Genomic DNA, 22,553 nt, shown 5'->3' on the forward strand with positions numbered 1-22,553 from the left:
TTCGGCAACGGACGTGTGTGATCTCATGGTTATCGGCGCATGACGGGAATTCATAGGCGACGCACCGCGTCGCCGGGATGCGGCACATGCAACGCGGCACGCGCCTGCGCAAACTGCTGATCGAGCGACAGCTTGCCGGACGGCCGTGCCACATGCGCGGTCGTCGGCCCGGCCATCGCCCCGGCAGCATGTTCGGGCCCGGCCGGGTGAGCGGCGCGATGCGCGTCACCGTGCGCATGGGGAGCCAGCACGATCTCGCGGCGGGTCGCATGGCCGGACGCGTCGCGCGTCTGGATAAAGACGTGGACCTCCTGCGTGCCGGGCGGCAGCTTGCCGCGCAACACGCCATGGGCTGCGTCGTAGCGGATCCAGCCCGGCAGCGAACGACCGTCCGCGAGCCGTACCGTGACTTGCGCGCCTCCGTGCATCGCCTCCGACGGCGGCAGCAGCGTCGCCACGTCGATCGAGAACGGTTCGTCCGTCGCGATCGAGAACGACATGCCGGGCAACGGCAGCGGTGCGTCAAGCGGCGTCGCGGCAAGGGCCGCGTCGAGCGCTGCGAAATCGAAGCGCGACACCGTGGTGCGATTGATCTGGTACGCGTCTCGCGGCGCCGCCGGATCCTGGAACGTGATGGTCGGTACCACCGGCACCGATCCGATCCGGGGCGGCTCTTCAAGCTCCTGCAGCACATCCGGCGGCGCGGTGTTGTCCGAACCCGCGAACGCTGCAGGCGATGCCGGGCCGGGCGACGCGATGATCGTCGGCTGCTCGCGCACGTTTGGTACACCGCCGGACGGCCCCGTGACGATCGTCACCGTGGTCGAAGCGGGGGCGCTGGTCTTCATGCCGTCACTCACGGTGAACGTGACCGTGCGGCTGCCCGCCGCGTTGAGCGCGGAATCAGCATACTTGACCGATTGCAGCGCGGCGGTCCATTGCGCGAGCGTCGCCTTGCCGCTGGCGGAGGTGAGCGTCAGCACCCCGGTGGCCGCATCGTAGCGCCCGCCGATATCTCCCGTCGCCGCGCTGGCGGCAAACGACAGCGTATCGTGCGCCGCATCGAAACCGCTGCCGATCGATACCTGGGCCGACGCCAGCGTGGTGTCGTCGCGATCGCTCAGCGCGACCTGTGGCGCGACCGCCACCGGCACCGGATTGAATGCCTGCGCGACATAGGTCGCATTGCCGTCGACGCTCAGGCGCGGTGTCTGATCGGTATCGGCCACCGTCACGCTGCACGTTTGTACATCGCTGGCCGTGCCGTTGCCGTCGGTCACCGTGAAGCTGACGACGCGTGCCGTGGTGTCCGGCGTAACCGCCGTGTCGGTATAGGTGACCGATGCGAGCGCCGCCTGCCACTGCGCGAGCGTCGCCGTACTGCCGGCGGACGTCAGCGTCATTACGCCCGTGCCCGCGTCATAGCTGGCCGTAATGTTGCCCATCGTCGCACCGTCGTTGCGGAATGCGAGCACGTCTTCGCCCGGATGAAAGCCGCCCGTGAGCGCCACCGTCGCCGAGCTCAGCACCGCGCTGCTGCCGTCGCTCAATGCAAGGCCCGGAGACACCGCGACCGGCACCGACGGCGCATTGTCGCCGGCGACGAAGGAAGCGGAACCCGCGCCGGTGTCGACGTGTGGCCGGTCCATCACGGTCACGGTGGTCGTTGCCGATGCACTCGTCTTCATACCGTCGTTCGTCTGGAACGCGATCGTACGATCTCCGAAGTGCGTGCCGCTGGTCGCGAACGTCACGTTCGACAACGCGCGCGCCCACTGCGCGTCGGTCGCCGTCGCGCCTGCGGAGGAAAGCGTCAACACGCCAGTGGCCGAGTCGTACGACGCGGAAATGTTGCCGAATGCGCCCGCGGCGCCATTCGTCAACGCCAGCACGTCCTCGCCCGAACGGAAACCGCCCGTAATCGCGACCGTGGCGGACGACTGCGTCGAATTGTCGAGATCGATCACGCTCACGCCCGAATTCACGATCGTTGCCGACGCACCGGTCACGTACGACGCGGTGCCGCCGGGCATCGTCACGATCGGCGTCTGGTCGGTCGCCGTCACCGTCACCGTGCGCGTCGCCGTGGCGCTGGCATTGCCGCCGCCGTCGATAACGGTGAAGCCGACGGTACGCGTCGCCGTGTTCGGGATGACGGCCGTGTCGGTGTACGCGACCGCCTGCAGCGCGCTCTGCCATTGCGCGAGCGTGGCTGTGGCGCCGGCCGAACTCAGCGTCAGTACGCCTGTCGTCGCGTTGTACGCGCCCACGATGTTGCCCATCGTCGAGCCGTCGTTGACGAACGCCAGCACGTCTTCGCCGCTGTGGAAGCTGCCGGTGATCGCAACCGTTGCCGACGCCAGCGTGGCGCTGCTCCCGTCGCTCAGCGTCAGGCCTGGATCGATCGCCACCGGCGTGGACGCCGTATTGTCCCCTTCCACGAACGCGGCCGAGCCCGCATCGGTCGTGATCTGCGGCGGCGCCGTCATGGCCACCGTATCGGTTGCCGTGGCGCTGGTCTTGGTACCGTCGCTCACCGCAATCGAAATCGTGCGATTGCCGTACACCGTACTCGTACTCGAGTAAGTCACGGCAGATAGCGCACGCGACCACTGCGCGTTCGAAGCGACTGCCCCGGCGGACGTCATCGTCAGCACGCCCGTCGCCGCGTCATACGATGCGACGATGTTGCCGAACAGCGTCGCGCTCGTGTTCGTGAAACCGAGCGTGTCGCCGCTGTGGAAGCCTCCGGAGATCGATACCGTCCCCGCCGACTGCGTCGAATTGTCGAGGTCGCTCACCGACATCCCGCCGTCGATCGTCACGGCAGACGTGCCGCCGACGTAGCGGGTCCCGCCCGTGGTCGCCAGCACCGGCGATTGATCCGTTGCGGTGACCGTGACCGTACGCACCGCCGTATTGCTCGTATAGCTGCCCGTGTCGACTGCCGTGAAGCTGATTGTGCGCGTCGCCGTGTTCGGCGTGACCGCGGTATCCGTGTATGTCACGGACTGAAGCGCGCTCTGCCATTGTGCGAGCGTGGCCGTTGCGCCGGCCGAACTCAGCGTCAGCACGCCGGTTGCCGCGTTGTAGGACGCGGTTATGTTCCCGTACGTCGTCGAGTTCGCATTGACGAACGCGAGCACGTCCTCCGCGCTGTGGAAGCTGCCCGTGATCGCGACCGTGGCCGATGCCAGTGTCGCCGAGACCCCGTCGCTCAGCCCGATGCCCGGGTCGACCGCCACCGGCGTCGACACCGTGTTGTCGGCCTCCACGAACGATGCCGAGCCGGAATCGGCGGTAATCGTCGGCGGGCCGAGCACGCTTACGGTATGCAGCGCCGCCGCACTCGTCTTGATGCCGTCGTCGGTCGTGAACGCAATCGTGCGGTTGCCCGGCGCCGCGCCCGAGCTCGCCGAGAACGTCACTGCACTCAGTGCACTGGCCCATTGCGCATCGGTTGCAGTCGCGCCCGACGACGTGAGGGTCAGCACGCCGGTCGCGGCGTTGTACGAACCGACGATGTTGCCGTAGGTCGTCGAGTTCGAGTTAATGAACGTCAGCGTGTCGCCGCTGTGGAAGCCCGCCGTCACCGACACGGTTCCGGACGATTGCGTCGTGTTGTCGAGATCGCTCACCGACATCCCGCCATCGATCGTCACGGCCGACGTCCCGCCGACGTAGTTCGTCGTGCCGCTCGTCGACGTCACGATTGGCGTCTGGTCGGTGTCGGTGACCGTGATCGTGCGCGCGGCCGTGGCGCTCGCATTGCCTGCACCGTCGAGCGCCGTGAAGCTGACCGTGCGCGTTGCGGGGTTCGGCGTGACGGCGGTATCGGTGTAGGTTACCGATTGCAGCGCGGCCTGCCACTGGGCGAGCGTCGCTGTCGCGCCGACCGAGGATAGCGTCAACACACCCGTCGATGCGTTGTACGACGCGGTGATGTTGCCCATCGTCGAGCCATCGTTGGCGAACGCCAGCACGTCTTCGCCGCCGTGGAAGTTGCCGGCGATCGCAACCGTTGCCGACGTCAGCGTGGCAGCACTGCCGTCGGTCACCGACAGACCCGAATCGACCGCCACCGGTGTCGATGCCGTGTTGTCCCCCGCGACGAACGAAGCCGAGCCCGCATCAGTCGTGATCTTCGGCGGCGCGGTCATCGCGATCGTATCGGTCGCCGCGATGCTCGTCTTCACGCCATCGTTCGTCGAGAACGAAATCGTCCGGTTGCCATAAGTCGTGCTCGTGCTCGAAAACGTCACCGCCGACAGTGCGTTCTTCCACTGCACGTCGGTGGCCGTCGCGCCCGAGGAAACGAGCGTCATCACGCCCGTCGCCGAGTTGTACGACGCACCGATGTTGCCGAACAGCGCCGAGTTCGTGTTCACGAAGCCAAGCGTATCGCCGCTGTGGAATCCGGCCGTGACGACCACCGTGCCCGACGCTTGCGTCGGGTTGTCGAGATCGCTGACCGAAATGCCGCCATCGATCGTCACGGCCGGTGCGTTGCCCACGTAGCTCGTCGTACCGCCCGTCGTCGTGACGATCGGCGTCTGATCCGTGTCCGTCACCGTCACGGTGCGCGTAGCCGTATTGCTCGTATTGCTCACGCTGTCGACCACGGTAAAGCTGACCGTGCGTGTCGTCGCGTCCGGCGTCACCAGCGTGTCGGTATACGTGACCGAACGCAACGCGGCCTGCCATTGGGCGAGCGTCGCCGATGCACTCGCGGACGTCAGCGTCAATACACCTGTAGCCGCGTTGTACGACGCGGTGATGTTGCCCATCGCCGCACCGTCATTGACGAAGGACAGAACGTCCTCGCCGCCGTGGAATCCGCCGGTGATGGCCACCGTCGCGGACGCGAGCGTGCCGGTCGCAGTGTCGGTCACCGTCAGGCCCGAATCGATCGGCACCGGCGTCGACAGCACGTTGTCCCCAGCGACGAATGCCGCCGATCCGGAATCTGTCGTGACTTGGGCCGAACTCACGACGCTGACCGTGTCAGTCGCGGCGACGCTCGTTTTCGAGCCGTCGCTCGTCGCGAACGAGATCGTGCGATTGCCGAGCGTCGTGCTCGTACTCGAGAACGTGACCGCCGACAACGCGTGGGCCCACTGCGTATCGGTGGCGGTCGCACCTGCCGACGTGAGCGTCATGACGCCCGTCGCGGCGTTGAACGATGCAACGATATTGCCGAACAGTGCCGAGTCGGTGTTCGTGAAGCCGAGCGTGTCGCCACTGTGGAACCCACCCGATACCGATACCGTGCCCGATGCTTGCGTCGTGTTGTCGCTGTCGCTCACCGAAATACCGCCATCAATCGTCACGGCCGCGGCGCCTGGGCGATAGGTCGCCGTGCCGCCGCTCGATGCAACGATTGGCGTCTGGTCGGTGTCGGTCACCGAAATCGCCTTCGTCACGGTGTTGCCCGACGTATGGCCGTCGCTCGTGATCTCGAAGCTGACCGTTCGGGTGGCGGAATTGGGCGTCACGGCCGTATCGGTGTACGTGACCGCACGCAGCGCGGCCTGCCATTGCGCGATGCTCGCCGTGCCGCCCGACGACGTCAGCGTCAGCACGCCGGTGATCGCGTTGTACGTCGACGAAATGTTGCCGTACGTGGCGGCGCTCGTATTCGTGAAGCCGAGGATGTCTTCGGTCGAATGCAGGTTCCCCGTGATCGCCACGGTAGCGCTCACCGCCGTAGTCGAATTGCCGTCCGTCAGCGTAATTCCCGTGTCGACGGCCACCGGCGTCGACGCCGTGTTGTCGCCGGCCACGAATGACGTGGTGCCGCCCGTGGCGTTAAGCACCGGCGGTGACGATGGCGCGAGGTAGGCGAAGTTGTCGAGCGTCGGCGACAGGAAGCCGCCGTCGTTGCTCGACTCCACCAGCTTGATGCTCTTGACCTGGGAGAACGCCGCATTTCCGGACAAGTCGACGTGAAACACGGAGCTGGTGCCATTGTTGGCAATATCGAGCACGACGCTGCCGAGAATGTTGCCGGACGAATCGAGTGCCTGGACCGTCACTTTCGAGCTCAGGAAGATATCGATGTCGAAGCTCTGTACCGCCATCAATGCGCCGTCTTGCCGCTGGATCGTCAGCGACGACATCTGCGTGCCCTGCACGTTCACGACGAACTCGCCGCCGGAGCCGCTCGCGGGAAGCGACCCACTGACTACGGAATACTCGACCGATTGATCGCCCGTATAGACCAGACCATCGAGCGTGGTGGACGCGACAGCCGTCGAGCCGGTGTCGAATCCGACGTGACTGTCATACGTCTCGTCAAAGACGGATAACACGTGATCGTAGTTCTGCTCCGCCGATGTCGAGAAGACCACACCGGCATGCACGTCGCCGACGTCGTATTCGAGTGTCCAGTTGCCACCAAGCGACGCCGCACCCGTGACGTCGGTCGACGCCGCCACGTTCAATCCGGTCAACGTGGCGATCTGCTGCACGAATGCCTTGCCGTCCGCATTCTGGGCCACATCGCATCCGTAAATCAGAAAGTCGCCGCCCGGCTTCATCGCCGCGCCGATTTGCGCGAGCTGCGCACCGTAGGCCGACAGATCGGCCCGGTCGAGCCAGGTACTGCCAATCTGCACTTCGCCATCCGACCCATGCGAGACGAGATGGATCGCGCTCATGCCGGGATGCGCCTGCAGATACTGCTCGATTTGCGCGAGCCCGTCCTTCGTCGCATCCAGCACGATGACTTGCGTGCCCGGCGGCAACCCCGCGACGAGCGTTTGATAGTCGGTCACGTTCGAGTTGACGAACACCACCTGATGGTCCGTCGGTTGCGCGCCGTCCACTTGCGCAAGCCCGTGCACCGCGCGCATCGCAGCCGATTCGGTCGTGTGGACGGCTCCCGTGCCGGCTACCGCGGCCGGCGTGTCGCCGTGCGCCGCGGGCGATGGAGCCGAGCCGTCGGCAGCGCGAGTGCCGCCTTGTGCACCGGCCGCCGAAGCTGCGTCGGGCGACGCATTGGCCGCGTGCGCGTCGGCGCCGGCTGGATGCGCGGCGGCAACGGCAACGGCGCCCATCGCGGCAACCGACCCGTCGTAGACGATGCGCGGTTCGAGCGCGACGATAAGCGGCGCCGGAAGCGCGACGGTCCGATTACCCGGACGCGGGTCGGACGCGCGCATCGCGGCGAAAAGCTTCAGGAGGCTGGCGGCGAATTTCATCGCTCGATGTCCTTGATTGCGTGCCGCTCATGCGGCACGCGCACTTTACCGATTACCCCCGCGACGGGAAGACACCGGTCAGTGCAATGATGAAATTGATGCCGACATACGGGTTGCGCAGCGAGAACGGCGTACTGCCGCCAGCCGGGCTGTTCTGAATCGTCGGCGCCGTAACCGGCAAGGTCACGTCGAACGGCTTCAGCGTCGTATCGGCGGCCACCGTGCTATAGAGTTCGCCCTGGCGATTCGACACGCTGACCGGTCCCAGCACCGACGTATTGCCGGGCACCGCGCTTTGCGTGCTCGTGTTCGTCGAAGTCGACGCGGGGATCGAGATCGATCCCTGCGCGGCGCCGGGGGTCGACACCGTCGCGACGTGCGTATGGAGCGGCATGTTCTGCGTCGTCAGCGATGCGCCTTCGGTGCCGCCGATCTGGCCTATCTCGACCGCGGACAATCCCAGCCCCTGTCCAACACCGACTGGCGTGCGGCTGCGCAAATCCGGCAACTGAAACGTCGTCGTGCCGTTACCGCCGTAGTACGTGCCAAGCAACGAGAACAGCGCCTGGTTTTGGGAAATCGCCAACACCTCGCCCTGGCACAATGCCCATCCGTAGGGAGCAAAGTTGAACCCCACCATGCGGATTTCACCCAGATACGGATCACTCATCACACGCCTCCTCTCTTGCGGGAAAAGAAGAAAAACCCTACGCGTCGCTGCGCGGGCCGGCGGCCCCGGCAAGTTGATCGGTACGACAGTGCACGACGACGGTGAGTGTCGAGCATCCGTTCTCGGTGGGTCGCGTCGGTGTCGCGAGCAGCGCCCACGCATGGCCGGCCGGAGATACGATGCGATAAACGTCCTGCGGACGATGCACACCGCTGGGCAACGCGAACGTTGCCGAGTAGCAGACGAACTGGTCGTTCAACGGGAGGCCGGACGGTGCATCGAGGAGTACAGCGTCGACCGGCTCGCCGCCGCTGGCGCCAAACGTGAACCGTTGCCCGATCGCATCGAGCAATTCGGCATGGGTAGGGATGGACAGCAAGCACGCCCCCGATCGTTGTTTGTTCGTTGTACCGGTAGCCGGCACGGCCGGTCGCGGTCTTTCGTTGCTACTGCCTGATGTCCGTACTGCTCGCGGCCTGCGCGCCTTCGATCGCGAGGCCAGGCACGGGCCTCACGTTTGCCCGGTCGAACGGCGCGGCGGGGCGCGTCATCTGCAGGTAGATCCCGTTCTCGCCGGTCTGCTCGAATCCACATCGCCGATACAGCGCCCGCACCGGGTTGTTCATTTCCACGTAGAGCACGACCGGCATTGCGCAGGCGGCTGCTTGCGATACGATTGCCTGCACGAGCCGCGTGCCGACCCCTGCCCCGCGATGCGCGGGCAGCAGCGCGATATCGATCATGCGCACTTCGCTGCCCCGCCAATCGTGATAGAGCCGACCGATCGCATGCTCTCCGAGCATGACCACATCGAACCGGCAATGCGGATAGTGTGCTCGGTAATACTTGTCCTGCATCGAAAACTGCTCGACCAGCAATACAGCGATGCGATCCGCGCTCAACCCGGCTTGCACGAACTCGTCGATCCGCGTGCTTTCGAATACGGTGCGCAGAAATGCACGGTCGCTTTCCTGCGCAGGCCGCAGATACAGCCGATCGCCTGCCACGTCGGCACGATGCATCAAACCGTCGACGGCGACTCCGAGGCTCTTCTCGGCCATGGGAGATTCATTCCCTTACAAAGTCAAAACAACGGATTGGCACGCGTTACGCCACGGTCGTCCGATTTAAACTGATTAAACCGACCGATGCGAGGAGGATGTTAGTCTAGACAATAGGTACTCGCAACCACGTGACCCTCCATATACGTCCGCACATACCCTGATCGACATTCGCGTGTTTGCCGCGAAAAATCATTGATTTATCGGCTGCAGGTCGAATCGCTCCACAGCAAACCCCTGTTTCAGGAAATTCGCCGCGATAACGCATGCATTTTTGATGTCCCGCGCTGAGGCTCAGCGCCGCGGCCTGCGGATGCGCGCCTGAACGCCGCGCGTCGTGCTCACCCTCTCGTTCGTACTCAATGTTCGCCGGCAAGACGACGTGGCGTCGCGCTTTCGTCGCATCAATGGAAGTTTAATGAAAATCAATTAATTTTCGTTAATCGCCCGTCTCGAGTGCAGCGCCGATTCGCCAGTCACACCGCCGGGCATGCACGGCGCGAATTCATTTTTTCAGGTGCAATATCGACATGCACCGAGTCGCCCGAAGTCGGTGTTTCGAATCACATCGCAGGGATTGTTTTCGCTGTCCACGATGGGTGCCCGGGATATTGACCTGCCCTGGAATTTTCGGGCCATCTGAAACTTGAGAGAATGGCTTCCACCGGAGAAAGGAGGTCATGAAGAAGAGCCGGGTTACCGACGAACAGATGGTGACGATCCTGCGCGAAGCGGACAAGGCGCCAGTCGCCGAGGTCGCGAAGAAGCACGGAATCAGCGAGCAGACGATCTACAACTGGCGACAGCACTTCGGCGGCCTGGAGGCCGCTGACGTCAAGCGGCTCCGCCACTTCCCGCCAGCAGGAGAAATTCCAGGTACAAGCCGCGACCGTCGAACAAGCGCGTAGGCTTCGCGGCAGGCTTGGCATTCTTGATAGCGGTATCGGTCAGCGGCATGGGGGCAACTCCATGACTGGGACGGGACGCACTTCCATGTTGTCCCCAATGTTGCCCCAGCTTCAACCGGTAATGACCGGAACATCGCAGAATGAAAAAACCCGCGAAGCCTTGAGCTATCGCGGGTTTCAAGCGTTCCCGGGAACAAACCGGAACTTGAGTTGGTGCGTGAGGCCGGACTCGAACGTCCTTATATGGCGCGGCCCACGAGCATTCGTGCGAGATAAATGGGGAGAAAGTTAGAAAATCCCGGCGAGACTCGAACCGCCCCCCCCCTGCTCGCGCGCTCGCTTCGGCGCTTGCTTCCAGTCAATCCGATTCGCATCCATCGCGCCTCCCGTTGCTCGCGGGAAGAGTCTAGACGATGGCAGCCTGAAGGGTAATGGCTTTCCCTATGGGACATTGAGCCCGGCGCGGTTTACCCATATAACTCGGGCCACGCATCTGAAAAACAAAGCGGACGGGGAGTGACGATGGGAACGACTAATCGCAGCCTAGAGAGATTGCGCGGCGCTGCCGCGCTTCTTGGCATATTTTCATCCGCGCAAGCCATCCCAATCTGGCGGTTGCTGCCCTTTCCGCTCGTCGCTGCGCTAATTGGATACGGCGTAGCGCTATTCACGCCCACCGTACTGCACGATCCAGACACTTACTGGCACATCGCGGCGGGCGAGTGGATCCTCGAGCACCGCTCCGTACCGCATGTTGACCCATTTTCGTTCACGATGGCCGGCCAGCCGTGGATTGCACACGAGTGGCTCTCCGAAGCGCTGATGGCGCTCGCATACCGTGCGGGCGGCTGGAACGGCGTCGTCGTTCTGTTCAGTGTCGCGACCGCGACGACCGTCGGCTGCCTCGCGCGATACCTCGCGCATCATATGCGTCTGTTTGCAGCTGCGGTCACGCTGACCGCCGGCGCGATGTGCATCATCTCCGGCATGCTGGCGCGGCCGCATATGCTCGCGATGCCGGTCCTTGTGATATGGATAATCGGCATGTTGTCAGCGCAGGAAAGGCGCGCCCCTCCACCGCTGCGCCTGCTCCCGATGATGCTAATCTGGGCGAACATGCACGCCAGTTTTATCTTTGGTCTCGCACTTATCGCACCGATCGCCATCGACGCGTTCATCGATGCAAAGCACGACGCGCCGCATGTTGCACGCAGTTGGACCCTTTTCTTCGCCGCTGCACTTGCGACAGCACTGCTCACCCCGCACGGCTGGCACGGACTGCTTTACCCATTCCAGCTCATCAACATGAAGGTAATCGCCAGCATCTCGGAATGGCGACCGCTTGATCTGCATGTGCTTCACCCGATTGAGCCGGCGCTCGCCGGACTGCTATACGTCGTCGTGGCGCGGCGCGTGCGGATGTCGGTGCCGCGCCTGCTGATCATTGCCGTGCTGCTATATCTAGCATTTCGGCACAGCCGTCACGAGATACTGGCCGGCATTGTCGGGACCGCAGTGCTCGCCGAGCCGCTCGGTCGCGCGTTCGGCGGCACGCAGGAAGCCTCAACTGCTCGTCGGCGGCCGAGGTACGACATGGCCATCGTGCTGGCCTGCGCGACATTGCTAACCGTGCTGCGCTTCGCGATTCCAATCGTGCGCGGTAACGGCCCAGTATCGCCCGTTACTGCGCTCGCGGCGCTGCCGGCAGGCCTGCTGAAGGCACCTGGATTCAACAACTACGACTTCGGCGGCTATCTGATCTTCAGGCACGTTAGGCCGTTCGTCGACGGTCGTGCCGATATGTACGGCGATCCCTTCATGTCTGCGTATCTAAACGCCGTGCGGCCGGATCGCGCCGCGTTCGAAAGGCTCGTGGTGAAGTACCAGATCCGCTGGGCGCTGCTCGCCACCAAGAGTGCTGCCGCAAGAATGGTTGAGACACTGCCCGGATGGCGGCGCATCCATGCGGATGAGGTAGCAGTAGTATTTGTGCGCGACGGGCCGTGATTGCATCGGAACGTGCGGTGCTCACGAACGCGTCGGCCCCTTGGCAAGCGCCGCCGCCGTCACCTTGTACCCGTCGTCGTACAGCCGCTCCCGCGTCGCGACTGCCATATGTCGGTCGAACGAGCTGGCGTACCAAGTCGGAACGCGCACGATCATCGCACCTTTGATCGTGTCGAGTGCGACGTGCGTCGCCTCGCACGCTGCGAGCATCAGGTCGATGATGCGCGGCGCGAGCGTCGGCAGCCCGTATGATCCGGGCGGCAGAGGATCGTCATCGGACACCAAGTAGATCCCGACACGCGGCACGCTGTCGACCGTTAGGTCGCTCACCGGCATGTTGTCGCATGTCCCACCGTCGACCATCAGGCCACCTGCTACCGCGACCGGCGCGAATACGATCGGGATCGATGCGCTTGCGCGCGCCGCTAGTGCGATCGGGACATCGGGCGTCGACGACTTCGAGAACTGGAACTCGCGCTCGGTCAGCAGGTTCGCCGCGATCACCTTCAGGTCGACGTCGAGCTGCGCGAAGGTCTTGCCGTTCGTCACCTTCGTCAGGTACTGCAGCAGCGCGTCGCCCGAGCACAGTGCCTGGTGCCGAATGAGTGCCCACGGCGAGAACCCCATCATGCGCGACCAGTCGAGCTCCATCAGGAGCTGACGCATGACGTCGAGCGGCATGCCGCTGGCGAACAGGGCCGCGATGATCGAACGGCCGGACGTGCGGGCTAGCTCGACGATCGTGTATCGGCGCTAGCAAGTGGTCGAGACGAATACTGGGGAAAATCCCTAACGAACGCCTCGATGCGGTTCTGTTCCCACTTCGTGCCGTCCTTCTTCGTGGATACGTCTTCGGAATATTTCAGCAGTGCCTCAGCGAGCGTATGCAATTCGGCCTGAGGCCTTCCCATGCGATCTCGAATTTCATGCTCACGCGCCGCCGCCCACGCGTTCGCTTCACGCTTCGTGCGGAGAACCTTTGAATCGCGCTGGTCCTGGACGGAGATCTGGACGCGCCAGCCGTCTTCGTGGGGAGTGATGGAGGCCATCGTGGGGAGTCCCGCGGGGAGAAGATGGGGACTCCATTGTATGAAAGTGGGACGCCATGTAATAGATGCTCCTGTATAAATCCACAGGAGCGCCCATTCAAGTCTTTGTGTTGTTTGACTTTGACCTATCGGTCACAGTGCGTCACATCACTTAAAACGGCAGTTGGTGCGTGAGGCCGGACTCGAACCGGCACACCCTTGCGGGCGTCAGGACCTAAACCTGGTGCGTCTACCAATTTCGCCACTCACGCGTATTTCCGTCGCCTGATCGCGCGGTACGCAAGATGCGTTCTCCACGCGCGCCCGGGACTTCATGCCGGCCCGAAAACCGGCACACCCGATCAGGCGAGCGCGAGATTCTACCCGATCTCGTCGACGTTGTCTCGCCCCGCCGGCGCCCGCCGAAGAGCGGTGCTAGAATGCCGCGCTCGACGTGTCGGCCATGCGCCGGCGCGCACCCCCGAACCCGCCTCCGCCACGATCCCACCCGTGAATTTCGACGACTACTGCCAGCAAAAGGCCGCCCCCGCGGGCTCCAGCGTCTACTACGCGCTGCGCCAGGCGCCGCTCGCCGCCGAACCGCGCCTGACGGCCCTGTTCGCGCTGCGCCGCGAACTCGAGGAAACCGTCAAGGAAACCAGCGATCCGACCGTCGGACACACTAAGCTCGCGTGGTGGCACAAGGAACTCGCGGCGCTCGCCGCCGGCGAACCGTCGCACCCGGTCACGAAGGCGCTCGCGCAACACCATCCGACGATCGCAGCCGAAGCCGACGCGCTGCGCACGCTCGTCAACGGATACGGGATGGATCTCGAACAGGCGCGCTATCTGGATTTCGCGAACCTGCAGCGCTACATCGCACAGACCGGCGGCACCTTCGCGTCGCTGGTCGCGCGCGCAAGCGCCACGAATCCGGCCGACCCGCAACCGTGGGCCGCGGATGCCGGCCGCGCGCTGATGCTCGCGCAATTCGTGCAGGAGCTCGGCAACGATGCACGCCACGGCCGCATCTATCTGCCGATCGACGAACTGCAACGCTACAACGTGACCGCGGCCGACTTGCTGAATCGCCGCTACAGCCCGGCCTTCACCGAGCTGCTGCAGTTTCAGACGGCCCGCGCGCGCGAAGCGCTCGCCGCCGGCGATGCGGCGATCCCCGCAACCGAGCGCCGCGCGCAGCGCACGCTGCGTGCGCAGATCGCACTGGCCGGCGCGCTGCTCGACGAAATCGAGCGCGACGGCTTCCAGGTACTGCACCAGCGCATCGCGCTGACGCCGATCCGCAAGCTGTGGATCGCGTGGCGCGCCGCGCGCCGCCGCTGACCCGGACGACCCCCGCACGACGCACGTCGATCACGCCCTCAGCAGCGGCAGCGTATCGAAGCGCTGCTGCAGCACGCTCGTCGCATCGAGCCCCCACAACGGCCCGAGCACGGTCGCATAGAGCTGACGAAAATCGACCGCGACCGGCAAGTTGCCGTTGCCGTCGAGATGCCCGAGTGCGGGCGCCGCACCGTACATCCCGCCGGCCACGCGGCCACCCATCACGAAATGCGGCGCGGCGGTACCGTGATCGGTGCCGTTGCTCTGGTTCTCCCGCACGCGCCGCCCGAATTCCGCATACGTCATCACGAGCGCCTGGTTCCAGCGTCCGAGCTCGATCAACGCGCCGCGCATCGCACTCATCCCTTCCGCGAACTGCTTGAGCAGCGCGGCGTGCTGTCCCGGCTGGTTCTGGTGCGTGTCGAATCCGTTGAGCGTGAGCCGCAGCACCGCAACGCCATCCTGTGCACCCGGCCCCGACGCGTCGCAGGCCGCGAGCACCTGCATCGCGGTCTTCACCGACGTTCCGAACGTGCCGGCCGGAAAAGCCGTCCTGAACACGCGCATCCCGCCGCGCGGACGCAGCCGGTCGGCCGCCTTCACGATGTCGTTCTCGACGTCGATGATATGCGCGAGCGCCGGGTTCCGTTCGCGCAGCGACGACGGTTCGGCCAGGCGCGCCGCGCGGATGAATTGCGCGGGATTGACGAGCGCGATCGCGCGCGCGCCGTTCGCGAGCGGTCCCATCTCCGCACTGCCGAGCACGACGCCGTCCGCCGCGAAGCCCGGCGGCACCGGCGCCTGCGCGAACGTGCGCGTCAACCAGCCTTCGTGCAGGTACTGGTCCGAACGCGACGCGGTATCCCAGATCTCAATCGAGCGGAAATGCGACAGGTTCGGCTGCGGATAACCCACACCCTGCACGATCGCGACCTGCCCGTCGCGCCACAGCGGCATCAGCGGCGCAAGCGACGGGTGCAGCCCAGTCTGCGCATCAAGCTGCAGCACCTGGTCGCGCTTGATGCCGATGCCGCGGCGGAACTGGTAGTAGAGCGGATCGGCATACGGCACCACCGTGTTGAGGCCGTCGTTGCCGCCCTTCAGCTCGACGAGGATCAGCACGTTCGCGTAGCCGGCCGCCGGCTGCTGCCCCGCCCCGGCCGCCACGCTCGCCGCCTGCGCGGGCGGCTGCCACAACGACACGCCCGCCGCGGCCGCGGCACCTGTCAGCGTCAGAAAGTCACGTCGGTTCATCACGCATCCTTTGGTTCACCGCCGAGCAGCCTTGCCGCGCCGGCAACCCGATCCTTGCTCGTTCGAATCATTTCAGTTGATACGCCGGATCCATCAACAGCGCCTCGAGATACGCGCTGCCGGTCGAGTCCGTATCGATCGCGGCGACCGGCGACACCGGCAGCACCGCGTGCTGCAGTTGAAGCTCGGTCGACAGTCCGGCAATCGCCTGCGGCCGCGCACGATACGGCGCGAGCCAGCGTTCGAGGTCGAATCGCAAGCCGGCGCGTGCAGGCCTGGCCGGCACGCCACGCATGCCGGCAGCGGACGCCGCGTCGGCCGCCAGCGTCGCGGGCGGGCGAGCATTCGACGACGGTGCCGCCATCGCATGCGTCGGCGTGCGCATGCCGGCCGTCTCGGTCGCGCGGAACAGCTGCTCGACGAACTGCTTGCGCGAGAGCAGCGTGGTGCTGTTGATCCACAGCGCGCCGCCCGGCCAGCCCTTCACGTTCGGCGGATAGAACAGGTTCTGCCCGAGCGTGCGCACGGTGTTCGCGAGCGGTTGCGGATCGCCGTAGGCAACCTCGAACAGCCGCACCGACCCGACGACGAATTCGGCCGGCGACTTCACGAGCACGCCGCGATTGCGCGGATCCCAGAACGCGTCGGTCGACCAGAGCGCGGCAAGCGCCGCGCGAATGTCGTAGCCGCTCGCGCGAAACCGTTCGGCCACCGCCTCGAGCGCGCCGGCATCGGGCGTATCGGATACGAATTCGCGCCATAGCTTGCCCGCGATGAAACGCGCGGTGCCGGGCCGCTTCAACAGGATGTCGAGAAACCCGTCGCCGTCGAACGCGCCGGTCTCGCCGAGAATCGTCTTGTCGCCCGCGTCGTGCCATTCGGGCCGCACCGCGAAGCGCAGCGTATCGGGATCGACGCTCCAGCCGGTCATCGCGCGTGCGGCTTCGGTCACGTCGTACTGCGTGTAATGCCCTTCGCCGAGCGTGAACAGCTCCATCACCTCGCGCGCGAAATTCTCGTTCGGACGCCCCTTGCGATTGCTCGCGCCGTCGAGATACTGAAGCATCGCCGGATCCTTCGCGACCGCGTGCAGCAGCGTGCCGAAGTTGCCGAGCGCCTCGCGGCGAAACAGCGCGTTCTGCGCGGCCATCGTCTGCGGATACGGGACCTTGTCCTGCCCGGACGTGAAGTGCCCGTGCCAGAACAGCGTCATGCGCTCGGTGAGCGGCGACGGCGTCGCGATCATCTCGTTGACCCACGCCGCGCGCAGCGCATCGTAGCGGCGATTGCGCTCACGCTGCTCGTCGCGCCGCTGGTCGGGCGTCAGCGCCTGACGTTGCGCGCGGGACGGCGGCAGTTCGGCGAGCCAGTCGGGCCAGGTCGTCACGGGATCGCGGCGCACGTTGTCGAGCGTCTCGGCCACGACTTGCGCGCGTGTCATGCCGACGATGCGGGCAACCTCGGCCGGTGCGGGAGAAAAGCCGGTACGGCTCAGGAAGAACAGCGCATCGTCGGCATCGAGCGGCGCCTGCATCGCGGGCGATGCCGCGGCGGCGGCGTTCGCTTTCATCGTCGTGGACTCCCGGAACGCACCGGCGGTGCGGATGCCGGTTCAACGGCGGCACGCATCGGGAAGTTGACGGAAAAATTGCTACGGAATCTTTCCGCGGCGGCGCAAGGCGCGTGCGTATCAGCGCTTGTACAGTTCGCGAACGGCGTCCTCGATGTGCTGGCGCAGCAGGTGGCGCTCCTCGGGCGTCATGTGCCCGTCGCGGCGGTGCTGCTCGAGATCGGGAGGCACGGCGGAACGGGCCGCCATGTCGGCGGCGCGGTCGGACTGCGGCGCTTTGCCGCGCTGCAGCTTGCGCGACGATGCGCCCTGCTCGGGGCGCTGCGCATACGCGAAGTTCGACGCATATGGACCGGCAAGTGCGATCGTCAGCATCAGTGCAATCCGGGCAGATCGCATGACCGTCCTCGCTTCTTTGGTCGATTTGTTCCCTTCGTCACGCGGCAACCGGTTACCTCTGGTACTTGAAAAACCCTGCGGAATTCGGGTGTACAAAGATGAAAGATGGAGTGCAGGGGAGTATCTAACGAATTTCGGCCTTGAGTAAAGGAATCTCTATAGCGTGCCTTTACTCTCGACGACACTACGGGTAAATTTTGTAACTGACTGTAACGACCGAAAATACGCGACCGTGCGTGATTTCCCATTCGCGATAAGATGCCGTTCATGGAAACGAAAAACCCCTCCAAGATTCTCGTCGTCGACGACGACCCGCGCCTGCGCGATCTGCTGCGCCGCTATCTCGGCGAGCAGGGTTTCAACGTATACGTCGCGGAGAACGCGACCGCGATGAACAAGCTCTGGGTGCGCGAGCGCTTCGACCTGCTGGTGCTCGACCTGATGCTGCCGGGCGAAGACGGCCTGTCGATCTGCCGCCGCCTGCGCGGCAGCAACGATCGCACGCCGATCATCATGCTCACCGCGAAGGGCGAGGATGTCGATCGCATCGTCGGCCTCGAGATGGGCGCCGACGACTACCTGCCGAAACCGTTCAACCCGCGCGAGCTCGTCGCGCGCATTCACGCGGTGCTGCGCCGCCAGGCGCCGGCCGAACTGCCGGGCGCACCGTCCGAAACCACCGAGGTGTTCGAGTTCGGCGAGTTCTCGCTGAACCTCGCGACGCGCACGCTGACGAAGTCGGGCCAGGAAATTCCGCTGACGACCGGCGAATTCTCGGTGCTGAAGGTGTTCGCGCGGCATCCGCGCCAGCCGCTGTCGCGCGAAAAGCTGATGGAACTCGCGCGCGGCCGTGAATACGAAGTGTTCGACCGCAGCCTCGACGTGCAGATCTCGCGTCTGCGCAAGCTGATCGAGCCGGATCCGGGCAGCCCGCGTTTCATCCAGACCGTCTGGGGCCTCGGCTACGTGTTCATCCCGGACGGCGCTGCCTGACCTTTTTTCTTTCCGGCTTCGCCCGTCCACGGCCCGTCCCATGCGTATCGACCGGCGCCTCCTGCAGCTCGCGTTCGGCGGGCTGTTCTGGCGCACCTTCCTGCTGATCGCGCTGCTGATCTCGGTCAGTCTCGCCGCGTGGTTCCAGAGCTTTCGCGTGATCGAGCGCGAGCCGCGTGCGCAGCGCGTCGCGCTCCAGCTCGTCGCGATCGTGAAGCTCACGCGCACCGCCCTGCTCTATTCCGATCCCGATTTGCGGCGCGCGCTGCTGCAGGATCTGGAGAGCAACGAGGGCGTGCGCGTGTATCCGCGCGAAAAAACCGACAAGTTCAAGCTGCAGCCCGACGAATCGCTGAATCGCCTGATCGAACACGACATCCGCAGCCGGCTCGGCGACGATACCGTGATCGCGCAGTCGGTCAACGACATCCCGGGCGTGTGGATCAGCTTCAAGATCGACGACGACGATTACTGGGTCGCGCTCGACCGCGACCAGCTCGACAGCGTCACCGGCCTGCAGTGGGCCGGCTGGGGTCTGTTCGCACTCGCGCTGTCGCTGTTCGGCTCCGCGTTCATCACGAGCCTCGTGAACCGGCCGTTCTCGCGGCTCGCGCTCGCCGCGCGCCAGGTCGGTTCCGGCCAGGCGCCCGAGCCGCTGCCCGAGCGCGGGATGGGCGTCGCGGCCGACACCAACCGCAGCTTCAACCAGATGGTGCGCGACCTCGAGCAGCTCGAGGCCGATCGCGCGCTGATGCTCGCGGGCATCTCGCACGACCTGCGCACACCGCTCGCGCGGCTGCGGCTCGAGACCGAGATGAGCCCGTCCGACCAGGCGACCAAGGACGCGATGGTCGACGACATCGAACAGATGGACCGCATCATCGCGGCCTTCATCGACTACGCGCGTCCGAGCCAGCGCAAGCCGGAGCCGGTCGACCTGTCGTCGATCGCGCAGGAAGTCGCCGCGCGCGTCGCGGGCGAGGACGGTGTCGAGATCCGCACGCGGCTCGCGCCGAGCGCGGTGATCGAAGCCGACGAAACCGACATGCGCCGCGTGATCGGCAATCTCGTCGAGAACGCGCGCAAATACGGCCAGAGCCGGCAGGACGGCGTGTCGCGGATCACGCTCGAGACGCGCGTGACGCACGCGCGCGTCGAACTGTCGGTGAGCGACGAAGGCCCCGGCATCCCCGAGGACCAGCTGCCGCTCGTGATGCGGCCGTTCTACCGCGTCGACACGGCGCGCACCAAGGCGGACGGCACGGGGCTCGGCATGGCGATCGTGCTGCGCCTCGTCGGCCGCTATCGCGGCGCACTGCGCCTACGCAACCGCAGCCCCGAAGCGGGCCTCGAAGTCACGCTCGAATTCCCCGGCGCCGGCAAGGCGCGTGCGGCGGCGTGACGCGTTCACGCACGCTTCTTGCGCGTCACACTATCGCCGCGGTTGAAAAAAACTATGGGATTCGTTAGCCAAAATCTATTGAAGCGGTTTGTTAATAGTGTTATAGTCGATCCCATGCTGTCACATCGACGTTGCAGCACCGAGGTAGCTTGACTCAGTCTTCTTCCCAACTCACACAGGAGTATCCGCATGAAAACCGTGGGCGATAAACTCGAAGCATTCACCGTCGTAGCCGCGAAGCCGGGCTTCAACAATCACGAGGAAAACGGCCAGTCGGCGTTCGAGACCGTCACCGAAGCGTCGTTCCCGGGCAAGTGGAAGATCATCTACTTCTATCCGAAGGATTTCACGTTCGTGTGCCCGACGGAAATCGTCGAGTTCGCAAAGCTGACCAAGCAGTTCGAAGAGCGCGACGCCGTCCTGCTCGGCGGCAGCTCGGACAACGAATTCGTGAAGCTCGCATGGCGCCGTGAGCACAAGGACCTGAACAAGCTGAACCACTACTCGTTCGGCGACGTCAAGGGCGAACTGATCGACCAGCTCGGCGTGCGCGACAAGGAAGCCGGCGTGGCGCTGCGCGCGACGTTCATCGTCGATCCGGACAACACGATCCAGCACGTTTCGGTGAACAACCTGAACGTCGGCCGTAGCCCGGAAGAAGTCCTGCGCATTCTGGACGGCCTGCAAACGGACGAACTGTGCCCGTGCAACCGTGCAGTCGGCGGCGCAACGCTGTAAGCGCATCGATGCACGAAGCCCGCGGCGCACACGCTGCCTGCGGGCTTTTTTAACGGCCAACCCATAGGAGATATCAATGGAATTCATCGACTCGATTAAGGCACGTATTCCCGACTACGCGAAGGACATTCGCCTGAACCTCGACGGCACGATCTCGCGCTCGTCGCTCGAGGGCAACGATGCAGTCGGCGTCGCGCTGGCGGCGGCGGTCGCGGCGAAGAGCACCGTGCTCGTGAAGACGATCCGCGAAGCCGGCGTGCTGTCGCCCGAAGAGACGAACGCCGTGCTGACGGCGGCCGCGCTGATGGGGATGAACAACACCTGGTATCCGTATGTCGAGATGGCCGACGACGCCGACCTGAAGACCCAGCGTGCCGAGCTGCGGATGGGTGCGTATGCGTCCCACGGCGGGGTCGACAAGCGCCGGTTCGAGATGTACGCGCTCGCCGCGTCGATCGTCGGCAAGTGCCACTTCTGCGTGAAGTCGCACTACGCGCTGCTGAAGGACGAGCAAGGGATGACGACGACGCAGCTGCGCGACGTCGGCCGCATCGCGTCGGTGATCAACGCCGCCGCGCAGGTCATCGCGGCCGAAGGCGAGTAAGCCGCCGCACCGGGCCGCACCGCCCGGGCCGCAAAACGAAAAATGCCACGCAAACGCGTGGCATTTTTTCGTTTCGGCGGTGCAACCCGCGCCCCGCTTCAAGCGGGGTCAAACCGGCATCGGCACGCTTACGCGCCCTGCTTCACCAGCAATGCGGCGGCCTGCGCCTCGATGCCCTCGCCGCGGCCGAGGTAGCCGAGCTTCTCGTTGGTCTTCGCCTTCACGTTCACGCGCTCGAGCGGCAGCCCGAGATCGGCCGCGATGTTCGCGCGCATCCCGTCGATATGCGGCGCGAGCTTCGGCGCCTGCGCGATCACGGTGCTGTCGACGTTCTGGATCGTGAAGCCGGCCGCCTTCACGCGGGCGACGCACTCGCGCAGCAGCACGCGGCTGTCCGCGCCCTTGAACGCCGCGTCGGTGTCGGAGAAATGGCGGCCGATGTCGCCGAGCGCCGCCGCGCCGAACAGCGCGTCGGTGATCGCGTGAAGCAGCACGTCCGCGTCCGAGTGGCCGAGCAGGCCGCGCTCGTAAGGAATCGTCACGCCGCCGATGACGAGGGGGCGCCCCGGGACGAGCTGATGCACGTCGTAGCCTTGTCCGATTCTGAAATCCATGCGTAGTCCGGTGTGAGATGAGGTGAAAGTCAGGAAGCGTTCGCGGGACGCGCGAGAATCGCTTCCGCGAGCGCGAAATCTTCCGGGTACGTGACCTTGAAGTTGCGCAGGCTGCCCTGCACGACGCGCGGCGTATGGCCGGCCCATTCGATCGCGCTGGCCTCGTCGGTCAGGTCGTGGCCTTCCCGCTGCGCGCGCAGGATGGCGTCGCGCAGCATGCCGATGCGGAACATCTGCGGCGTCTGCGCCTGCCATAGCGCGTCGCGCGACTCGGTGCGGGCGATCGCGTCGCCGCCGGCCGGCACGCGCTTGAGCGTATCGGCGACCGGCAGCGCGACGATGCCGCCGACCGGATCGTCCTTCAGCGCCCCGACCAGCGTGCGGATCAGCTCCGGCGTGATGCCCGGGCGCGCGGCGTCGTGCACGAGCACCCAGTCCTGGTCGGTCGCGCCGAATTCGGCCAGCTCGAGCAGTCCGTTCAGCACCGATGCCTGGCGCGAACCGCCGCCGCAGCGGCGCACCGCGAAGCGCAGGCCCGCGAAGCGGCGCGCGTCGAAGTGCGTGTCGTCGGGCGCGAGGACGACGAGCGTCTGCGCGAATTCGCTGCATGCGTCGAACGCGGCGAGCGTGTAATGCAGGAGCGCGCGGCCGGCCAGCGTGCGGTATTGCTTCGGCACGGCCGAACCGGAGCGGCTGCCCGTGCCGGCGCAAGGAATCAGGGCGAAAAGTCGGGGAGTCACGAAAGGGAAACGCCGGAAA

At 65.3% G+C, this 22,553-nt stretch carries 17 protein-coding genes, 1 tRNA gene and 2 pseudogenes; 7 read left to right on the top strand and 13 right to left on the bottom strand.

Annotated features, from left to right (window positions below):
- Nucleotides 1-50: 50 nt before the first annotated feature.
- The 4 genes from ACTJKF_RS07755 to ACTJKF_RS07770 all read right to left on the bottom strand — a co-directional run bounded on the left by ACTJKF_RS07755 (nt 51) and on the right by ACTJKF_RS07770 (nt 8,933).
- Nucleotides 51-7,202 carry a DUF4347 domain-containing protein gene (locus tag ACTJKF_RS07755; RefSeq protein WP_440622980.1) on the bottom strand — a complete coding sequence of 2,384 codons (7,152 nt, stop codon included), beginning with the start codon at nt 7,200-7,202 and terminating at the stop codon, nt 51-53.
- A 52-nt stretch (nt 7,203-7,254) separates the two neighbouring features.
- Nucleotides 7,255-7,872 (bottom strand): phage tail protein, encoded by a 618-nt coding sequence (locus ACTJKF_RS07760; protein ID WP_440622981.1) that lies wholly within the window; start codon nt 7,870-7,872, stop codon nt 7,255-7,257.
- 37 nt (nt 7,873-7,909) lie between these two features.
- The gene (locus tag ACTJKF_RS07765) at nt 7,910-8,251 is read right to left on the bottom strand and encodes a DUF6916 family protein (RefSeq protein WP_440622982.1); all 342 of its coding nucleotides are present in this window, start codon (nt 8,249-8,251) and stop codon (nt 7,910-7,912) included.
- Between the two features lie 67 nt (nt 8,252-8,318).
- Nucleotides 8,319-8,933, bottom strand: coding sequence for a GNAT family N-acetyltransferase (locus tag ACTJKF_RS07770; protein ID WP_440622983.1), 615 nt, complete (start codon nt 8,931-8,933; stop codon nt 8,319-8,321).
- A gap of 680 nt (nt 8,934-9,613) precedes the next feature.
- Here ACTJKF_RS07770 and ACTJKF_RS07775 point away from each other — a divergent pair.
- Nucleotides 9,614-9,781: pseudogene (locus tag ACTJKF_RS07775) on the top strand (transposase); the annotation flags it as partial.
- Here ACTJKF_RS07775 and ACTJKF_RS07780 read toward each other — a convergent pair.
- Nucleotides 9,781-9,890, bottom strand: a pseudogene (locus ACTJKF_RS07780) (Arm DNA-binding domain-containing protein); the annotation flags it as partial. The pseudogenes ACTJKF_RS07775 and ACTJKF_RS07780 overlap by 1 nt on opposite strands.
- A gap of 473 nt (nt 9,891-10,363) precedes the next feature.
- On the opposite strand from ACTJKF_RS07780, the gene ACTJKF_RS07785 reads away from it, so the two are divergent.
- The gene (locus ACTJKF_RS07785) at nt 10,364-11,848 is read left to right on the top strand and encodes a hypothetical protein (RefSeq protein ID WP_440622984.1); all 1,485 of its coding nucleotides are present in this window, start codon (nt 10,364-10,366) and stop codon (nt 11,846-11,848) included.
- 21 nt (nt 11,849-11,869) lie between these two features.
- On the opposite strand, the gene ACTJKF_RS07790 is transcribed toward ACTJKF_RS07785, so the two are convergent.
- The 3 genes from ACTJKF_RS07790 to ACTJKF_RS07800 form a co-directional block, all read right to left on the bottom strand.
- Nucleotides 11,870-12,589: a patatin-like phospholipase family protein gene (locus ACTJKF_RS07790; protein ID WP_440623002.1), complete on the bottom strand. Its 720-nt coding sequence runs from the start codon at nt 12,587-12,589 to the stop codon at nt 11,870-11,872.
- Nucleotides 12,577-12,897, bottom strand: coding sequence for a hypothetical protein (locus ACTJKF_RS07795; protein ID WP_440622985.1), 321 nt, complete (start codon nt 12,895-12,897; stop codon nt 12,577-12,579). The genes ACTJKF_RS07790 and ACTJKF_RS07795 overlap by 13 nt, the downstream gene beginning before the upstream one ends.
- A gap of 164 nt (nt 12,898-13,061) precedes the next feature.
- A tRNA-Leu gene (locus tag ACTJKF_RS07800) sits at nt 13,062-13,148 on the bottom strand.
- A 238-nt stretch (nt 13,149-13,386) separates the two neighbouring features.
- On the opposite strand from ACTJKF_RS07800, the gene hpnD reads away from it, so the two are divergent.
- Nucleotides 13,387-14,220, top strand: a complete 834-nt coding sequence (gene hpnD, locus ACTJKF_RS07805) for a presqualene diphosphate synthase HpnD (RefSeq protein ID WP_440622986.1) — start codon at nt 13,387-13,389, stop codon at nt 14,218-14,220.
- A 30-nt stretch (nt 14,221-14,250) separates the two neighbouring features.
- Here the strand turns inward: hpnD and ACTJKF_RS07810 are convergent, their stop codons facing one another.
- The 3 genes from ACTJKF_RS07810 to ACTJKF_RS07820 all read right to left on the bottom strand — a co-directional run bounded on the left by ACTJKF_RS07810 (nt 14,251) and on the right by ACTJKF_RS07820 (nt 17,443).
- Nucleotides 14,251-15,474: a DUF1501 domain-containing protein gene (locus ACTJKF_RS07810; protein ID WP_440622987.1), complete on the bottom strand. Its 1,224-nt coding sequence runs from the start codon at nt 15,472-15,474 to the stop codon at nt 14,251-14,253.
- A 67-nt stretch (nt 15,475-15,541) separates the two neighbouring features.
- Nucleotides 15,542-17,044: a DUF1800 domain-containing protein gene (locus tag ACTJKF_RS07815; protein ID WP_440622988.1), complete on the bottom strand. Its 1,503-nt coding sequence runs from the start codon at nt 17,042-17,044 to the stop codon at nt 15,542-15,544.
- A 120-nt stretch (nt 17,045-17,164) separates the two neighbouring features.
- Nucleotides 17,165-17,443, bottom strand: a complete 279-nt coding sequence (locus ACTJKF_RS07820; protein ID WP_440622989.1) for a hypothetical protein — start codon at nt 17,441-17,443, stop codon at nt 17,165-17,167.
- Between the two features lie 258 nt (nt 17,444-17,701).
- Between ACTJKF_RS07820 and ompR the strand changes: the two genes are divergently transcribed.
- The 4 genes from ompR (at nt 17,702) to ACTJKF_RS07840 (ending at nt 21,180) form a co-directional block, all read left to right on the top strand.
- The gene (gene ompR, locus ACTJKF_RS07825; protein WP_370542727.1) at nt 17,702-18,436 is read left to right on the top strand and encodes an osmolarity response regulator transcription factor OmpR; all 735 of its coding nucleotides are present in this window, start codon (nt 17,702-17,704) and stop codon (nt 18,434-18,436) included.
- A gap of 40 nt (nt 18,437-18,476) precedes the next feature.
- Nucleotides 18,477-19,838, top strand: a complete 1,362-nt coding sequence (locus ACTJKF_RS07830) for an ATP-binding protein (RefSeq protein WP_440622990.1) — start codon at nt 18,477-18,479, stop codon at nt 19,836-19,838.
- Nucleotides 19,839-20,027: 189 nt separating this feature from the next.
- The gene (locus ACTJKF_RS07835; protein WP_031399305.1) at nt 20,028-20,576 is read left to right on the top strand and encodes a peroxiredoxin; all 549 of its coding nucleotides are present in this window, start codon (nt 20,028-20,030) and stop codon (nt 20,574-20,576) included.
- A gap of 76 nt (nt 20,577-20,652) precedes the next feature.
- Complete coding sequence (locus ACTJKF_RS07840) at nt 20,653-21,180, top strand: carboxymuconolactone decarboxylase family protein (protein ID WP_440622991.1); 528 nt, start codon at nt 20,653-20,655, stop codon at nt 21,178-21,180.
- A gap of 128 nt (nt 21,181-21,308) precedes the next feature.
- On the opposite strand, the gene ispF is transcribed toward ACTJKF_RS07840, so the two are convergent.
- Together ispF and ispD are read right to left on the bottom strand one after the other, a co-directional pair.
- Complete coding sequence (ispF, locus tag ACTJKF_RS07845; RefSeq protein WP_440622992.1) at nt 21,309-21,794, bottom strand: 2-C-methyl-D-erythritol 2,4-cyclodiphosphate synthase; 486 nt, start codon at nt 21,792-21,794, stop codon at nt 21,309-21,311.
- A 29-nt stretch (nt 21,795-21,823) separates the two neighbouring features.
- Nucleotides 21,824-22,534: a 2-C-methyl-D-erythritol 4-phosphate cytidylyltransferase gene (gene ispD / locus ACTJKF_RS07850; protein WP_440622993.1), complete on the bottom strand. Its 711-nt coding sequence runs from the start codon at nt 22,532-22,534 to the stop codon at nt 21,824-21,826.
- Nucleotides 22,535-22,553 lie beyond the last annotated feature (19 nt).

This window comes from Burkholderia sp. 22313 (genome assembly GCF_052045245.1).
GTDB lineage: Bacteria > Pseudomonadota > Gammaproteobacteria > Burkholderiales > Burkholderiaceae > Burkholderia.